Source organism: Rhizobium sp. SAFR-030 (assembly GCF_059415005.1).
The window spans coordinates 600,263-615,882 of the sequence record NZ_JBPFDO010000002.1 but is presented as its reverse complement, the minus strand read 5'-3'; the positions used below and the strand labels follow the sequence as shown (position 1 = coordinate 615,882).

15 protein-coding genes and 1 riboswitch are annotated in these 15,620 nt (G+C 65.5%); of the genes, 6 read left to right on the top strand and 9 right to left on the bottom strand.

The annotated features are described in order from the left end of the window. Positions 1–19 precede the first annotated feature (19 nt). From ACR65N_RS08515 to ACR65N_RS08490, 6 genes are all read left to right on the top strand, one after another. Positions 20–847 (top strand): transporter substrate-binding domain-containing protein, encoded by an 828-nt coding sequence (locus ACR65N_RS08515; RefSeq protein ID WP_440456797.1) that lies wholly within the window; start codon positions 20–22, stop codon positions 845–847. 100 nt (positions 848–947) lie between these two features. Beyond that, positions 948–1,589 carry an amino acid ABC transporter permease gene (locus ACR65N_RS08510; protein ID WP_440456618.1) on the top strand — a complete coding sequence of 214 codons (642 nt, stop codon included), beginning with the start codon at positions 948–950 and terminating at the stop codon, positions 1,587–1,589. Beyond that, entirely contained in the window at positions 1,586–2,254 is a 669-nt protein-coding gene (locus ACR65N_RS08505; protein WP_440456617.1) for an amino acid ABC transporter permease, read from the top strand. Before ACR65N_RS08510 ends, ACR65N_RS08505 begins: the two co-directional genes overlap by 4 nt. After that, a complete protein-coding gene (locus tag ACR65N_RS08500; protein ID WP_440456616.1) occupies positions 2,251–3,042 on the top strand; it encodes an amino acid ABC transporter ATP-binding protein in 792 nt (263 codons plus the stop codon). The genes ACR65N_RS08505 and ACR65N_RS08500 overlap by 4 nt, the downstream gene beginning before the upstream one ends. 2 nt (positions 3,043–3,044) lie before the next feature. Then, a complete protein-coding gene (gene hutC, locus ACR65N_RS08495) occupies positions 3,045–3,833 on the top strand; it encodes a histidine utilization transcriptional repressor HutC (protein WP_440456615.1) in 789 nt (262 codons plus the stop codon). Positions 3,834–3,859: 26 nt separating this feature from the next. Continuing rightward, positions 3,860–5,212: an LLM class flavin-dependent oxidoreductase gene (locus ACR65N_RS08490; RefSeq protein WP_440456614.1), complete on the top strand. Its 1,353-nt coding sequence runs from the start codon at positions 3,860–3,862 to the stop codon at positions 5,210–5,212. 3 nt (positions 5,213–5,215) lie between these two features. On the opposite strand, the gene ACR65N_RS08485 is transcribed toward ACR65N_RS08490, so the two are convergent. From ACR65N_RS08485 to ACR65N_RS08445, 9 genes are all read right to left on the bottom strand, one after another. Next, positions 5,216–7,837: a DNA translocase FtsK gene (locus ACR65N_RS08485; RefSeq protein ID WP_440456613.1), complete on the bottom strand. Its 2,622-nt coding sequence runs from the start codon at positions 7,835–7,837 to the stop codon at positions 5,216–5,218. A 212-nt stretch (positions 7,838–8,049) separates the two neighbouring features. Beyond that, positions 8,050–8,610, bottom strand: a complete 561-nt coding sequence (gene recX / locus ACR65N_RS08480; RefSeq protein WP_440456612.1) for a recombination regulator RecX — start codon at positions 8,608–8,610, stop codon at positions 8,050–8,052. A gap of 43 nt (positions 8,611–8,653) precedes the next feature. Next, on the bottom strand, positions 8,654–9,640 hold the full coding sequence (locus tag ACR65N_RS08475) for a TRAP transporter substrate-binding protein (RefSeq protein ID WP_440456611.1): 987 nt from the start codon (positions 9,638–9,640) through the stop codon (positions 8,654–8,656). A 14-nt stretch (positions 9,641–9,654) separates the two neighbouring features. Then, the gene (locus tag ACR65N_RS08470; RefSeq protein WP_440456796.1) at positions 9,655–11,367 is read right to left on the bottom strand and encodes a TRAP transporter large permease subunit; all 1,713 of its coding nucleotides are present in this window, start codon (positions 11,365–11,367) and stop codon (positions 9,655–9,657) included. A 62-nt stretch (positions 11,368–11,429) separates the two neighbouring features. Continuing rightward, positions 11,430–12,230 (bottom strand): bifunctional hydroxymethylpyrimidine kinase/phosphomethylpyrimidine kinase, encoded by an 801-nt coding sequence (gene thiD / locus ACR65N_RS08465; RefSeq protein WP_440456610.1) that lies wholly within the window; start codon positions 12,228–12,230, stop codon positions 11,430–11,432. Continuing rightward, positions 12,227–12,889 carry a thiamine phosphate synthase gene (gene thiE, locus ACR65N_RS08460; RefSeq protein WP_440456609.1) on the bottom strand — a complete coding sequence of 221 codons (663 nt, stop codon included), beginning with the start codon at positions 12,887–12,889 and terminating at the stop codon, positions 12,227–12,229. The genes thiD and thiE overlap by 4 nt, the downstream gene beginning before the upstream one ends. Further along, positions 12,876–13,622: a hydroxyethylthiazole kinase gene (locus tag ACR65N_RS08455; RefSeq protein WP_440456608.1), complete on the bottom strand. Its 747-nt coding sequence runs from the start codon at positions 13,620–13,622 to the stop codon at positions 12,876–12,878. The genes thiE and ACR65N_RS08455 overlap by 14 nt, the downstream gene beginning before the upstream one ends. Next, positions 13,619–14,563, bottom strand: coding sequence for an ABC transporter substrate-binding protein (locus tag ACR65N_RS08450; protein WP_440456607.1), 945 nt, complete (start codon positions 14,561–14,563; stop codon positions 13,619–13,621). The genes ACR65N_RS08455 and ACR65N_RS08450 overlap by 4 nt, the downstream gene beginning before the upstream one ends. Continuing rightward, a complete protein-coding gene (locus ACR65N_RS08445; RefSeq protein ID WP_440456606.1) occupies positions 14,560–15,354 on the bottom strand; it encodes an ABC transporter permease in 795 nt (264 codons plus the stop codon). The genes ACR65N_RS08450 and ACR65N_RS08445 overlap by 4 nt, the downstream gene beginning before the upstream one ends. A 139-nt stretch (positions 15,355–15,493) precedes the next feature. Then, positions 15,494–15,596: riboswitch (TPP riboswitch) on the bottom strand. Between the last annotated feature and the right edge of the window lie 24 nt (positions 15,597–15,620).

Here is a 15,620-nt window from a genome sequence, read left to right as displayed (position 1 = left end):
TTCAACGGGAGTCATCATGATGCAGAAGAGATATTTCCTCAAGGCGGCTCTCGGCGCCGCAGTATTGTTCGGCGCGAGCGTCTCCGCCCATGCGGACGACGTTCTTGCCAAGGTCAAGGCCGCCGGCGTGATGAAGGTGGGCACCGAAACCGCGTTCGCTCCCTTCGATTTCATCGACGCAGGCAAGCATTCCGGTCTGAACGTCGATCTTTTCGCTGAAGTCGGCAAGGAACTCGGCGTCAAGATCGAATGGGTGGCCCTGCCGTGGGAAGGCGTTCTGCCTGGCCTCGAAGCCGGCAAGTTTGACGTCGTCGCCGGTCCGGCAACGATCACCAAGGCACGCATGGAACGCTACCGGTTCACCGCACCGATCGCCGAAGCGACAGTCGCCATCCTCAAGAAGGCTGGCGATGCATCGATCACCAAGCCGGAAGACATCGCCGGCAAGGCCGTCGGCGTCGGCAAGGCGACAGCTCAGCTCGCCCAGCTGACCGAGTTTTCCGCGACGCTGCCGACCAAGGTCGACATCCGCGAATATCCGGCCTTCAACGACGCCTATGCCGACATGGCGGCTGGCCGCGTCGTCGCCGTCGCCAACTCGCTGCCCAACATCGCCTTCGTTGCGAAGCAGCGCGCCGGCATGTTTGAAGTCGTGACGCCAGCCTTCGGCAAGAAGACCTATTTCGGCTTTGTCGGCCGCAAGGATGCCGATTTCGCCCCGCTGATGGACGCCATCGACGCAGCGCTCATCAAGATGAAGGGCGACGGCCGCATGGCGACGCTGCAGGAGAAATGGTTCGGCACGAAGTTCGAGACCCCGGATGCCGTCAAGGATCCGGCTATCTGATCCCTTCACGGTGCGGGCGCGTCGATGGCGCGCCCGGCTTTCCTCAAGCTGAGCGGGACGTCATCCCGCCAGCAGGCTCCGCGACAGGTGCGCGCTCCTGATGTCCTTCACGCTTTTCATGCTCCTGGTGCAGGCGTCTGCCTGGACGATCGGCATCAGCGCCATTTCCATCGCGCTGGGCTTCCTGCTGGCGCTCGGGATCTCTGCGGCGCTGCTTTCGGGCCGGCCGCTTTTCGTCCGGCCGGCGCAGTTCTTCATCAGCTTCTTTCGCGGTGTGCCGCTCCTCGTGCAGCTGCTGCTGATCTACAATCTTCTGCCGTTCATCGGCCTCAACGTGCCGAGCATCGTCGCCGCCATCATCGGCATGACGCTGTGCACTGCCGCCTACCAGGCGGAAAACCTGCGTGGCGGCTTTGAGAGCGTGCCGCGCGGCCTGGTCGAGGCAGCCGACATGGTCGGCTTCTCGCCGCGCCAGGTGTTCGTCCGCATCAAGATACCGATCGCCCTGCGACTGACGTTTCCGGCGCTGGTCAACGAGGCGATCATGATCCTCAAATCCTCGTCGCTGGTGTCGGTGGTCGGCATCATCGAGATCACCCGCATGGCGCAGGACCTTGCTTCGTCGACCTACCTGCCGATCCAGATCTTCTCTTCCGCCGCGCTGATCTACCTGGTGATCTGCTGGTGCGTTGCTATGGCCGGCCGGTACGCCGAGCGCTCGCTGCCGGGAGCGGTCAAATGATTTTCGATCCGAACGTCATCGTCCGGCACCTGCCGGAAATCGTCAGCGGCATCGGCGTCACGCTGGCTCTGTGGATAGCCGGCATGCTTCTCGGCGTGCTGCTCGGCTTCGTCGTGGCGACCCTTCGCCGATATGGCGGCGCGCTGTTCGACCTGCCGCTCGGGCTCGTGGTCGAGGTGCTGCGCGGCACGCCATTCCTCATCCAGATTTTTCTCGTCTACTACGGCGGACCATTCATCGGCATTTCGCTCGATCCTATACCCTGCGGCCTCTTCGGCCTCAGCATCTATGCCGCCGCCTACTATTCCGAGATCTTCAGGGCCGGCTACGGCGCCGTTCCCCACGGCCACGTCGAAGCCGCCGAATGCCTCGGACTATCGCGTCTTCAAATCATCCGCCGCATCCTGCTGCCGGAGATGTCGCTGATCGTGCTGCCACCGTCGGTCAACCTGTCGGTCATCCTGCTGAAGGAATCCGCCGTGCTGTCGATCATCACCGTTCCGGAACTGACGACCACCGTCAGCGCCATCGGCTCGCAGGAATATGCCTTCCTCGAAGCGATCTTCCTGCTCGCGGTCATCTATTGGGTGATCGTCGAAGCCGCCGCCCGCCTCGGCCGATTTGCCGAATCCCGTCTGTCCACCCTTAGGTTCGCCGCGCCATGACGCTACCCGCCATTTCCGTCCACAAGCTCGTCAAGCGGTTCGGCACCACCACGGTGCTGCAGGACATCGATCTGGTCGTGCCCGAAGGCAAGGTTTCCTGTCTTATCGGCCCGTCCGGTTCCGGCAAGAGCACGCTGCTGCGCTGCCTCGCCTTCCTGGAGGAGGCGAGCGAGGGAATGATCACCGTCAACGGCGAGGCACTCGGCTTCTACGAGAACGCCAGGGGCGAGCGCGAGCGGCTGCCGGCAGGCCAGATCCGCGCCGTGCGTTCGCAGATCGGCATGGTCTTCCAGCAGTTCAATCTGTGGCCGCACATGACGGCTCTCGGCAACGTCTCCGAGGCACTGAAGACGGTGCACAAGGTGGCGAAAAGCGAAGCCGAAGACCGGGCGATGGCGCAGCTGAAGAAGGTCGGCCTGGAAAACCGCGCCGGCCACTATCCCTCGCAGCTGTCCGGCGGCCAGCAGCAGCGCGTCGCGATCGCCCGGGCGCTGGCGCTCTCGCCGAAGATCATGCTGTTCGACGAGCCGACATCGGCGCTCGACCCTGAGCTGACCGGCGAAGTGCTGAACGTCATGCGCGATCTTGCGGCTGAAGGCATGACCATGGTCGTCGTCAGCCACGAGATCGGCTTTGCCGCGACCGTCGGCCAGCAGATCAGCTTCCTCGACCATGGCCGCCTGCAGTTTACCGGACGGCCCTCGGAAGTCTTCGCCAAGCCGCGCCACCCGCGCCTCGAACAGTTCCTCGATACCTATCTGGATCGCGGCGCATCCATGCTGGCCTGACGATGCAAGGCGTCGGGCGGCATCACGGCGAACTCGTTCCGGAAACCGGCAGGTCGCCCGCCCCGTCGCTGCACCAGCGTATCCTCGACGATCTGCAGGAGAACATCGTCTCCGGCCGCTGGCCGCCCGGCCACAAGGTCCCGTCCGAACAGGCGCTGACCGAGACCTACGGCTGCTCGCGGATGACCGTCAACAAGGTGCTGACGCAATTGGCGCGCGCCGGGCTGGTGCTGCGCCGGCGCAAGGTCGGCAGCATCGTCACCGCCCGCGATACGCAGAGCGCCATCCTCAAGATCTACGACATCGGCGACGAGGTCCGGGCGCTCGATCAGTCCTACCGGTTCGAACTGCTGGAGCGGACACTGCGGCTGCCGACGAAGGCGGAACTGCGATCCGCTGCCCTTCCCTCCCGCCGCAGACTGATCGCGCTACGGGTGATGCACCTGGCCGACGAGCGACCGTTCTGCCTCGAGGAGCGGATCATCAACCTGTCGATCGTGCCCGAAGCTGCAGACGAAGCCTTCGTTGCGCTTTCCCCAGGGCCATGGCTTTTGCAGCACGTGCCGTGGAACGCCGCCGAACACCGGATCTCGGCTGCGACGGCATCGGCGGATGCGGCCCTTGCCTTGAACATCGCCGCTGCGGCACCGGTGCTGGTCGTCGATCGCCAGACCTGGCGGCTGGACGAGACGATCACCCGTGTCCGCCTCACCTACCCCGGCAGCCGCCACTCCCTGACGGCCCGCTTTACGCCGCTGCAGCGGCCGCTGTCGCCTGCCGACAGATCCTGAAAACCCACCATGGAGAGGAGGTCGCCATGGCGCGTCCCGACAAACTGAAGCTTGGAACCTTCGTCTACACCTTCGGCTTCAACCCGGCCGCCTGGCGCCATCCGGATGCCGATGTGCACGGCGCCAACAAGATCGACCACCTGCTCAACGTCGCCAGGATCTCCGAGGCGGCGAAGTTCGACTTCATGTTTTTGGCCGATTCGCCGGCGGCTGCCATCGGTGATGCGGATGCGCTCGCCCGCTCGCCGACCAAGATGAACCGTTTCGAGCCGCTGTCGCTGATCTCGGCACTCTCGGTACTGACGGAAAAGCTCGGCTTCGTCGCCACCGCCTCGACGAGCTTCTATGAGCCCTTCAACATCGCCCGCATCTTCGCCTCGATCGATCACTTAAGCGGCGGCCGCGCCTGCTGGAACGTGGTGACCTCCGACCATGACGAGACCGGCTACAACTACAATTTTGACGGCCTGCCGCCCCACAGCTGGCGCTACGAACGCGGCGCCGAGTTCGTCGATGTCGTCTTCGGCCTCTGGGACAGCTTTGAGCCGGACGCCCTGATCCTCGACAAGCAGGCGGGCCTCTACCACGACAAGGACAAGCTGCACCTGCTGAACCACAACGGTCCGCATTTCCAGGTGCGCGGGCCGCTGAACATCGCCGCCTCGCCGCAGGGACGGCCGGTGATCGCCCAGGCCGGGGGGTCGGAGCCGGGCATGGAGCTTGCTGCGCGCACCGCAGAGATCGTCTTCAGCCTTGCCTCGAACCTTCAGCGCAACAAGGCCTTCGCCGAGAACGTCAAGGGACGCATGGCCAAGTACGGTCGTTCGACCGACGACCTGAAGATGATGCCGGGCGTCGTCATCAATGTCGGGGAAACGAAGGCTGAAGCGCAGGCGAAGGTGGATTTCCTCGTCGACAACCTGCATCCGGATGTCGGCCGCTGGATGCTCGGCGAGTTCCTTGAGACGGATCTCTCGGGCGCCCCGCTCGAACAGCCGTTCCCGATGGAGCGGCTGCCCGCCGAGCCGAAAGGTTCGAAGGCACTGTTCGAGGAACTGACCGACTATATCCGCCAGGGCCACACGCTCGGCCACCTGATCCGCCATTATGCGGAAAAGAGCACCGGCAACGGGATTACCGGCACGCCGACGGAAATAGCCGACTTCATGGAGGAATGGTTCGAGGCCGGAGCCGCCGACGGCTTCATCCTGATGCTGCCGACGCTGCCGGCAAGCCTGACCGATTTCGTCGAGTTGGTGCTGCCGGAACTGCGCCGTCGCGGCCTGTTCCGCGACGAGTACGAGGGCTCGACTCTGCGCGAAAACCTTGGCCTGTCGATGCCGGCCAACCGGTATACGGCTGCCCGGCAGGGAAAATAAGGATCAGTCTTCGCTGGTGCCGGAGGGCTTGCCGGAGATGATCTCGCGTTTGCCGACATGGTTAGCAGGGCCAACAAGGCCCTCCTGCTCCATCCGCTCGACCAGCGAGGCGGCGCGGTTGTAGCCGATCGACAGGCGCCGCTGGATATAGGAGGTCGAGCACTTGCGGTCCTTCATCACCACCTTGACGGCCTTGTCGTAGAGGTCGTCGCCATCTTCGCCGCCCATGCCGGTGCGATCGAAGACTGCAGCGTCTGCGTCCGGCTCGTCGTCCATCTCGCTCTCGTCTTCCGTGACGTTGCCGAGATAGTCCGGACGCCCCTGCGCCTTCAGGTGCGTCACCACGTGCTCGACCTCGGCATCCGAGACGAATGGTCCGTGGACGCGGCTGATGCGCCCGCCGCCGGCCATGTGCAGCATATCGCCCTGGCCGAGAAGCTGCTCGGCACCCATTTCGCCAAGGATGGTGCGGCTGTCGATCTTCGAGGTGACCTGGAAGGAGATACGCGTCGGGAAGTTCGCCTTGATCGTGCCGGTGATGACGTCGACGGAGGGGCGCTGGGTTGCCATGATCAGATGGATGCCGGCGGCGCGCGCCATCTGCGCCAGCCGCTGGATGGCGCCCTCGATCTCCTTGCCGGCGACCATCATCAGGTCAGCCATCTCGTCGACCACAATTACGATGTAGGGCATCGGCGACAGGTCGAGCTCCTGCTCCTCGTAGACGATCTCGCCATTGTGGCGATCAAAGCCGGTCTGGACGCTGACGGTGATCGTCTCGCCCTTCTCACGGGCCTGGGCCGCACGGGTGTTGTAGCCGTCAATGTTGCGCACGCCGAGCCGGGACATCTTGCGGTAACGATCCTCCATCTCGCGCACGGCCCATTTGAGCGCGAGAACGGCCTTCTTCGGATCGGTAACGACGGGCGTCAGCAGGTGCGGAATGCCGTCATAGACGGACAATTCCAGCATCTTCGGGTCGATCATGATCAGGCGGCATTCCTCAGGACGCAGCCGGTAGAGAAGCGACAGGATCATCGTGTTGATGGCGACCGACTTACCAGACCCGGTGGTGCCGGCAACGAGAAGATGCGGCATCTTGGCAAGTTCGGCGATGACCGGTTCGCCGCCGATCGTCTTGCCGAGGCAGAGCGGCAGCCGATGCTTGGTTTCCCAGTAATCCTCGCACTCGATGAGTTCGCGGAAGAACACCACTTCGCGCACGGCATTCGGCAGTTCGATGCCGATGACGTTGCGACCGGGAACGACCGCGACACGCGCCGAAAGTGCCGACATGGAACGGGCGATGTCGTCGGCAAGGCCGATGACGCGTGAGGATTTGACGCCCGGTGCCGGCTCGAATTCGTAGAGCGTGACGACCGGGCCCGGACGCACGTCGATGATCTCGCCCTTGACGCCGAAATCCTCGAGGATGCTTTCGAGCAGTCCGGCGCTCTGCTGCAGGGCATCCGGCTGCACGGCTTCTGCCTGCTGACCGAACGGCTGCTGGAGCAGCGAGATCGGCGGAAATTCGTAGGAATCGTCGCTGACGCGTGGCGTCAGGCCACCGGCCAGGCCGAGCAGGCCGGGCTGCTGACGACGCATCGTCATCGGGATCGTGCGTTCCGCCGGTGCCGCATGGATGCTGACCAGCGGTGCCGGTGTCTGCGCGGCCGGGGCCACCGGTTCGACGGGCTGAGGTTCGACGGCCGCCGCCTGCGGCGGTGTCTGGACCGGAAGCGCCGGTGCAGCAGCCTGCGAGACGGGCGTTGCACCCGGATGAACTACCGACTGGACCGGTGGCTGTGCCGCTACCTGCATGGCTGGGCGCGGCGTCGCACCGGGCCGGACTTCGCGGTACAATGCCGTCACCGTGTTCGGCTCGATCGGCAGCGACTGACGGACGATTTCGGCAGCACGCCCGACATAGGGCACGGCCGGCGTCGCGATGGGCAGCGCGGCAACGACCGGCTGAAGCGCAGCGGCCTGCGCCGGTACTTCCATCTCGATACCAGCCTCGAAGAAGGCGAAGTCCGACAGCCAGAGTTTTGCAGGCGCCGGTGTGGTGACCAGAGCCACAGCGACCGTGGGTTCGGGCAAGGTGAGGGCAACCGGTGCTGCGGCAGGCGCGGCTTCCTGCGGCTTCGGATCGGCCTCAGGGCGGGTTCGCTTGAAGATCAGCGCGCGCGGCGATGGCTCCGGCTTGACCTTGGGCATCTGCGGCAGGTTGGCGGGGATCGGCTGCTGCATGGCGGATGCGACGCCGTTCAGCGCCGTCACCAGCAGTTCCGGTGCCAGGGTCTCGGTCTGCGGCAGGGCGGATGGATCGACGTCGACGGGTTCGACAAGACGGCCGGTTGCCGCGGGCACGCGTTCCTCCGGCGCGACGGGGCCGACCGGATCACGGCCGCGCGGACGTGCCAGTGCCGTCTCGGGCGTGCGGGTAAAACGGACATTGGGCGCCAGCTTGAAAGCGGCCTGCCACGGCGCATGCTGGATCACTGCTGCGTTGGGATCGACCGATTGCGGCAGAGCCTCCTGGCCATGCGTCGCTACCGGCTCAGGTCCATCCTCGGACTGGCCGTTCTGGGAGGCTTGGTTGAAGTTGGTTCTGGGAAATTGCATGGCACCGACCGCGTACTGAATTGGCAGTCTTATGGAGTAGAAAATAAAGGTTAACGCCTCCTTTCCGGAGCCCCATCCGGCTCTACAATTTGGCACCCCGACCGCGCCGGAAAACGCTGATGATCATAGCCTATCATCCTGATTTCGCAGAAGAACTATACCTGCGCAAAATCCTTCGGGCGCGGCGTGACAGGGTAAACGGCGCAAGCCGCTCACGAGAAGGCGTCGCTACCCAGCATCTCGTCCGCCTCATTGCGATCCATACGAAAAACGCGCGCGCCAATGTCATAGGAAAATCCCTGCCGCGCGAAAGCGGAGAGTTCCTTGGCCTTCTGCCGGTCATCGAGTTCGACGCGCCTGAACGGCCCGAAGGCGCGACGGCGGGCGTAGACGATCGCCGCCTTCAGGTCGTCCGTGTCGCTCACTGCCTGCGCGACGATCTCCCGGTCGATGCCTTTACGGGAGAGCGCCTGGGCGATGGCCTTGCGCGATTTGCCGGCGCGCGCCGACGAGCGGGTGCGGATCTCGGCGTAGGCGGTGTCATCGAGTGCCTTGAGGTCGAGCCCGAAGGCGACAGCGGCCTTTGCCAGCGCCTCCACCTGCTCGTCGCTGATACCATCGAACTTCTGCCGCGCCTTGCGGCTGATGGCGTCCGACAGCTGCTTTTCGGTCATCATCTGCTTTGCCAGCCGATAGGCGGCAGAGTTGCGCACCCATGTCAGCATGCGTGCCGTCGGCACGCTCGGTTCGGCAGGCGTTTCATCGTCGCTCATGGTGCCTCGTCATAGGCCGAAAGCCGCGCCGATGCCAGATACCTCAGGCTTTGAGAACAGCCTCGATGCGCGGCATGCCGCCGACCACCGACGCGAAATCCTGCCACACACCGTGAGCGCCCGCCTGCCATGCCTCGATGTCCTCAGGCTCCAGCAGCGTTCCGCCATTCGCGAGCGCCACTTCCACCGACCGCGCTTCGTCCTCGAGGATCTGCTGGTTGAAGTAGAGCGCGCCCTCAGCCGCCACCTGGCGCAGGATCACCTGCTCTTCGGCTCCCAGCCGCTTCCAGAAGCTTGCGGCAAAATAGACGACGCCGGAGGCTCGGATATGGGCGGTCTCAGTCATCGATGGCACCACCTCGTAGAGCTTGAAACCGGCATAGGCGGATTTCGTCAGGTCCATGGCATCGGCAATGCCGGTGGAGAGCGCATTGTACGTCTCGGTGATCGGGATGCCCACCGGCGCGGCGCCGTAGGCGCTCCACAGTCTGGTGTGCAGCGGGCTCTGGATGACCCGGATGCGCTTGCCCTTCATCTGTTCCGGTCGCGTCACCGGCTCCTTCGTCAGCAGGTGGCGTGCGCCGTAATCGATGAAGCCGCAGGCAATGAACTGTTCCGCTTCCAGTCGCTTTGCGAGGTCCTGTCCGAGATCGCCCTCCACAACGCGACGGAGGTGGGCGGCATCGCGAAACAGGAAGGGCAGGTCGAGAATCTGCAGTTGCGGCACCCAGCCTGACAGCGCCGAGACGGTGGAGAGGCTCGCCTGCACCGATCCGAGCCGCATGGCCTCGGCCACCTCCTTCTCGCCCCCCAATGCGCCGTTCGGCACGATGTTGAAGCGGAAGCGGCCCGGGAGCCTTGCCTCCACCCGTTCGACGATTCGCCGCCAGATCTTCGTCTCCGGCTTGTCCTCGCCGAGCAGCGAGGCGACGGTGATCGCCATCGTCCTTGCCGAGGCCGGATGCGACAGCATCGGCGCTGCGAGAAGACCGGCGGCCGATGTTTTGAGCAGGGTGCGGCGGGTCAGCATGGTTTGAAGTCCTTTCAGAGAAGAAGGGCGGCGGCGGACAGGGCGGCAAGCGCCAACAGAAGGGCGAAAAGATAGGGAAGCACGGCGCGAAAGAGGTCCGGCGCGGGCACTTTGGTGACGCCCGAGACGACGAAGATCAGCATGCCGATCGGCGGCGTCAGCCCGTGGATCATCAGGTTGACCACCAGGATGACGCCGAAGCGCTGCGGATCGATGCCGGCGGCGGTCGCCACCGGCAGCAGGATCGGCCCCAGCAGCAGGATGGCCGCGCCGATATCGAGCACCAGGCCGGCCACCAGCAGGACCAGGTTGGCCATCAGCAGGACCAGCCAGGGGCTGCTGCCGAAGGAGTTCACGGCACCGGCGATCAGGCCGCCGACATCGTCGACGGCGAGCAGGAAGGCGAAGGGTCCCGCCGAACCGATCAGCAGCCCGATGGCGCCGGCTTCCGCGGCCGCCTGGCGGAAGGCGCAGAACAGGGATTTTGCCGAGAGCCGAGCGCTGAGTGCAAGGACAAGCGTGTAGGCCGCAGCCATGGCCGCCGCTTCGGTGGGCGTGACGATGCCGAAACGAATGCCGAAGACGACGATGACGCCGAGCCCGAAGGCCGGCAGCGCCGAGAGTGCGGCGGCTGCTCGCTCCGCGCCGGTTGCCGCCCGCCCCTCCGGGCGCGCCTTCACCGACAGGTGGATGGCGATCGCGAGGAACAGTGCCATGACGCCGCCGGCGAAGAAGCCTCCGGTCATCAAAGCGCCGACCGAGAGGTTGGTCGCTGCCGCCAGCAGCAGGAAGGCAATCGACGGCGGGATGACATTGTCGAGCACCGAGGCGGCGGCGATGACGGCACCGGCCTGCGCCGGTGGATAACCATTCTTCACCAGGTGCGGTTGGAAAGTGGCGGCGCCGAAGGCGGCATTGGCGACCGAGGAGCCGGAGGCGCCGGAGAAGATGACGCTGGTCAAGAGCACGGTCTGGGCGAGCCCTGCCTTGCGGTGCCCGACGAGCGTCGCGGCAAACGCCACCAGCCGCGCCGCAGCCCCGGACACAGTCAGCAATCCGCCGGCGAGCAGGAAGAACGGCAAGGCGAGCAGCAGGAATTTCGACATGCCGTTGACGGCCGAAGAGACCAGTGCCGGCTCGGTGAGGCTGCTGCCGAACGGCTCAGCAAGCGCTGCGGCCGCGAGAAACGCATGCGCCAGCGGTGCCGACATCAGGAGGCCGAAGCCGGCGATCATCGCGAGGAACGCGCTCGGCGGCAGCGACGTCTCGATCGACAGATGCGGCGCCAGCGCATAGACCCCGCCCCCGACGAGGACGGAAATGATCACGTCTCGGGTGCGGCCCTCATTGGTACGCTGGAGCAGCAGGACGGCGAGCAGAAGTCCGCCGCTTACGGCGAACAACAGGAAACGCAGCCATTCGGGCAGGCCGAGCGTCGGCGACGTGCCGCCGAGGAGTGCCATCGTCTGCCAGCCGCTCGACAGCAACGTCAGCGCCGCGATGGTGCTCACCGCATCGGCGCCGATTTCGGCTGCCCGCTTCAGGCGCGCCGGCATCAGCCGCAGCCCGACGTCGAAGCGCATCGACAGCGGCCCCTTGAGGGCGAGCGGCGAAGCGACGGCGATCAGCGCCAGGTGCAGCCAGATGCCAAGATCCTCGATCCCGACGAAACCGGACTGGAAGCCGTAGCGCAGGATGACGTTGACGATCACCGTCGACAGCAGCATCAGCAGGAGCACTGCGGAAAGCGCTCCGAGCAGTGCTTCGAGCCCGGCTTCCAGGCGCTTGATCACGCCGGCCACCAGCCATGGAAATGGTGCACTGGTCCACGGCCCTGCCCGACGCGCAGCCCTGCCCCGGCGACAAGCGCCGCATGCAGATAGCGTTTGGCCTCCCGCGCTGCCTCGACGAGCGACATGCCATGCGCCAGATGCGCGGTGACCGCCGCGGCCAGCGTACAGCCTGTTCCGTGATCGTTGCGGGTGTCGATCCGGGGCGCCGTCAGCCGCAGCGTGCTTTGCGCGGTCACCAGCAGGTCGACGCTTTCGTCGCCTGTCGCGTGGCCGCCCTTTATCAGCACGGCTTGGGCACCGAAGGTCAGGATCTGGCGGGCCTGATCCTCCATCTCGGATTCGCTGGTCGCGACCGGCCGTCCCGTCAGCAGCGCGGCCTCCGGCAGATTGGGCGTCACCACCCTGGCCAGCGGCAGCAGGTTCTCGCGCAGGGCGGCGATCGCATCCTCCTGCAGCAGCCGATCACCGGAGGTCGCCACCATCACCGGGTCGACGACGATCGGGCCGCCATAGCCGGACAATCCCTCGGCAACGGCGTGGATGGTCTCGATCCGCGACACCATGCCAATCTTCACGCCACTGACCGCCAAATCGGAAAAGATTGCAGTCATCTGTGCGACGATCATCGGCGCGGAGACATCCTCGACTGCCGTGACGCCGCGGGTGTTCTGCGCCGTGATCGCGGTGATGACGCTGGCGCCGTAGCAACCGAGCGCCGAGAAGGTCTTCAGGTCCGCCTGGATGCCGGCGCCGCCGCCGCTGTCCGATCCTGCAATGGTCAGCGCAATCGCCGTCATATGCGCGGCTCCTTCAATGCGATGTCGATACGGGTGCGAAAATCACGAACCGCACCGGCGATGTCCGTCGTGCGAAACAGCGCGGAGATGACAGCGACACCATCGGCGCCGGCGGCAATGACTTCCGGTAGCCGATCGAGCGTGATGCCGGCGATGGCGCCGACGGGCAGCGCCGGGTTGAGCCGGCGGATGGTATCGCGCAGGGCTTTCAGCCCATCGAGCCCGACCGGCGGATCCGGATTGACCTTCGACAGCGTCTCGAACACGCCGCCGATGCAGGCATAGTCGACGGGCGCACGACCGGCGCGATCGGCATCCGCCTGCGTCTTGACCGTCAGCCCGATGATGGCACCCGGCCCGAGCAGCCGGCGTGCGGTGGCGGCGTTCATGTCGTCGGCGCCGAGATGCACGCCATCCGCGCCGGCGGCGAGCGCCACATCCACCCGATCGTTGACGACGAACGGCACGCCAGTGCCGAGGAGTGCGTCGCGAATGGCTTGCGCCCGCTCGATCATCAGGCGGGTCGAGGCCGTCTTGTCGCGGTACTGGATCAGCGTCGCGCCATTCTTGGCGGCAATCGCTGCGAGGTCCGGCAGGTGGCCGACATCGGCCAGACCGGCATCGACGATGGCATTCAGGCGGTAGTCAATGCGTGTCATGGTCTATCCGTGCCCGTTGGAGGAGATCGGCGCCGTCGAGTGCGGCGAGTGCATCGAGGAAGGCAGGCTCGAAACTGCCCGGGCCGCGCGCCTCAGCGGCAGCCACTTCCGCTGCAACGCCGGTGGTTGCAAGCGCCGCGGCTGCCGCCGTCAGCGCGTTCGGCTCGACCGCCAGAAACGCGGCAATGACGCCGCCCGACAGGCAGCCGGTGCCGGTGACCTGGGCCATCCAGGCATGACCATTGGCGACCGAGACGCGCCGGCCGTCATCCTCCAGCAGATCGACGGGTCCCGTCTGGATGCGCAGGCTAGACCGCGTCTCGCCGATCAGCTGCATTTCCGCACGGTTGCCGCGCACGACCGTCGGCCCGAGCGCGATCAGCTCGCGGGCGAAGGCCAGCCTCGTCGGCGAGTAGTCGCAGTGCACCGGATCGAGGATCCACGGCTTGCCCTCGGCATTGGCGACATCGACGGCCAGCCGGATCACCTTTCGCCGCTCCGCATCGAGCGTGCCGAGGTTGATCGTCAGAGCGTCGGCCCGGGCGACAAAATCGGCGATCTCCTCCATGGACGAGGTCATCGACGGAATGCCGCCGATGACCGAGATGCCATCAGCGGTGAATTTTTGCACCACCGTGTTCATCAGGCAGTGGACGCGCGGCCGGGCCTGGCGGACGCGGGCCAAGAGGTTGGCGGCCGTTGCCGGCGATAGTGTGGATTTCGGCGCCGTCATCGCAGTTCCACCGCCAGATCGTCGACGGACGGCGCGACCGGAACAAGCCCGCTTTCCGCCATGAAGGCGCCGAAGCGTTCGTAACGGCCGCGATCGAGCGCTGCCGGCCGCTTGGCGAAACGCGGCAGGCTGTCGGTAAAGGCTTGGCGATTCAGCGCGTCGTCGAGGTTGGGGTAAGCCTTGATGAACATCTGCCAGGCTTCTTGCGGATGGTTGGTCAGATAGACCGACGCCTGTTCGACCGCTGCCAGGAATCGCGGCAGGCGGTCATCCTTCACCAGATTCTTATGCGTGACGAAGATGAGCTCGTCGTAGATTGGCACGCCGTGTTCTTCCGGATAGAAAGCGCGGCCTTCGTGACCTTCCAACCGCATCTGCGTCAGCTCGAAGTTGCGGAAGCCGCCGACGGTCGCATCCACCTTGCCGCCGATCAGCGAGGGCGACAGGGAGAAGTTGACGTTGATGAGCTCGACGTCCTTCACGTCGACGCCCTCGCCCGCCAGCATCCGCTTCAGCATCGCATCCTCGAAGCCCGAGACCGAAAAGCCGATCTTCTTGCCCTTCAGGTCCTTGAAGCTTTTGATCGGCCCGTCAGCGAGCACGGTTACGGTGTTGAGCGGCGTCTCGACCAGCGTGCCGAAGCGGACGAGCGGCAGGCCGGCCGCATGGTCGAGGTAGAGGTTCGGCTGGTAGTGGATGCCGACATCCGCCTGCTTCGTCGAGACGAGCCGCGGCACGGCCGACGGATCGGCTGGCGGGATGAGCTCGACCTCCAGCCCCTGGTCGCGGAAGAAGCCTTTTTCCTGGGCGACGACCAGCGGCGCGTGGTCCGGATTGACGAACCATTCGAGCAGCACCGACAGCTTGTCGGCGGCCTGGGCGGCGGCCGGAGCAAGGCTGATCAGGAGCGCCGTGGCGAGAGCGGGCAGCAGGCGTTTCATCGGGATGACCTTCTGGGTTTCAGTGAGAGAGGCGAGGAAAGAGGAGCGTCGAGGGTCTCGCGCGCCCAGGGAGCAAGGCCGGCCGTCAGCCGGTCGACGAGAAGGCGCAGAGCGACGGTGAACAGCGCCAGCACGATCATGGCGGCAAACAGCATGTCGGCCTGCATGCGGGCATTGGCCTGCACCATGATGAAGCCGAGGCCGCCGGCCGCGCCGACCCATTCGCCGACGACGGCGCCCAAGGGTGCAAGCGGCGCGGCAACCCGCAGGCCGGAGACCAGCGACGGAAGCGCCAGTGGCAGGCGCAGATGGCGCAGGATCTGCCAGTGGCTGGCCGGCGTCAGCCTTGCCGCGTCGAGGATGTCCGGGTCGGTCCGGCGCAGGCCGTCGGCGAGCGAGGAGGCAACGGGGAAGAAGATGATAATCACCGTCATCGCCACCTTGGAGGCGATGCCGAAGCCGAACCAGAGCACCAGTACCGGTGCCAGCACGAAGACCGGGAACGCCTGGATGACCAGCACCAGCGGCCAGATCAATTGACCGAGGCGTGGCATTGCCGCCACCGCAATAGCCGTCGCGGCGCCGAGAAGGCTTCCCACCAGCAGGCCGACGAGGATCTCGCCAGCCGTGATCAGGCCGTGATGCAGCAGGAAAGCCGGTTGGCGAACGAACACGTCGGCGACCGAAAGCGGTGACGGCAGCAGGTAACGCGGCGGCGCAAGCACCGTCACGACTGCCTGCCACACACCCGCAAGAAGGATCAGGGCAAAACTCGCCTCGGACGCACGCATGGCTCAGCCGGCGGACTTAAGCGGGGTTCGGGGCAAGACGACGATGCTGCGAGAAGCAGCCGAACAACAACGCATGGCGATCTCCAAACCTTGACAGCACGGAGATCCAGGTGAAGCGGAGAAGAGAAAGCGGCGCGGTCACATGCGCATTTTCCGTTCCTACGCCGGCATGACCCGGATCAGGTTCAAGGGTCCGGCTCCACGCCATCTCAGCACCGTTCGGTGCTCCCCTCGGAATGCGGAGACCCTAGCGACAAACCGGGCGC

Bases quoted from the DNA above. Each gene is read 5' to 3' on its own strand.
- ACR65N_RS08515 (WP_440456797.1), top strand. From the start codon at position 20: ATGCAGAAGAGATATTTCCTCAAGGCGGCTCTCGGCGCCGCAGTATTG.
- ACR65N_RS08510 (WP_440456618.1), top strand. From the start codon at position 948: ATGTCCTTCACGCTTTTCATGCTCCTGGTGCAGGCGTCTGCCTGGACG.
- ACR65N_RS08505 (WP_440456617.1), top strand. From the start codon at position 1,586: ATGATTTTCGATCCGAACGTCATCGTCCGGCACCTGCCGGAAATCGTC.
- ACR65N_RS08500 (WP_440456616.1), top strand. From the start codon at position 2,251: ATGACGCTACCCGCCATTTCCGTCCACAAGCTCGTCAAGCGGTTCGGC.
- hutC (WP_440456615.1), top strand. From the start codon at position 3,045: ATGCAAGGCGTCGGGCGGCATCACGGCGAACTCGTTCCGGAAACCGGC.
- ACR65N_RS08490 (WP_440456614.1), top strand. From the start codon at position 3,860: ATGGCGCGTCCCGACAAACTGAAGCTTGGAACCTTCGTCTACACCTTC.
- ACR65N_RS08485 (WP_440456613.1), bottom strand. From the start codon at position 7,837: ATGCAATTTCCCAGAACCAACTTCAACCAAGCCTCCCAGAACGGCCAG.
- recX (WP_440456612.1), bottom strand. From the start codon at position 8,610: ATGAGCGACGATGAAACGCCTGCCGAACCGAGCGTGCCGACGGCACGC.
- ACR65N_RS08475 (WP_440456611.1), bottom strand. From the start codon at position 9,640: ATGCTGACCCGCCGCACCCTGCTCAAAACATCGGCCGCCGGTCTTCTC.
- ACR65N_RS08470 (WP_440456796.1), bottom strand. From the start codon at position 11,367: ATGCTGCTGTCGACGGTGATCGTCAACGTCATCCTGCGCTACGGCTTC.
- thiD (WP_440456610.1), bottom strand. From the start codon at position 12,230: ATGACGGCGATTGCGCTGACCATTGCAGGATCGGACAGCGGCGGCGGC.
- thiE (WP_440456609.1), bottom strand. From the start codon at position 12,889: ATGACACGCATTGACTACCGCCTGAATGCCATCGTCGATGCCGGTCTG.
- ACR65N_RS08455 (WP_440456608.1), bottom strand. From the start codon at position 13,622: ATGACGGCGCCGAAATCCACACTATCGCCGGCAACGGCCGCCAACCTC.
- ACR65N_RS08450 (WP_440456607.1), bottom strand. From the start codon at position 14,563: ATGAAACGCCTGCTGCCCGCTCTCGCCACGGCGCTCCTGATCAGCCTT.
- ACR65N_RS08445 (WP_440456606.1), bottom strand. From the start codon at position 15,354: ATGCGTGCGTCCGAGGCGAGTTTTGCCCTGATCCTTCTTGCGGGTGTG.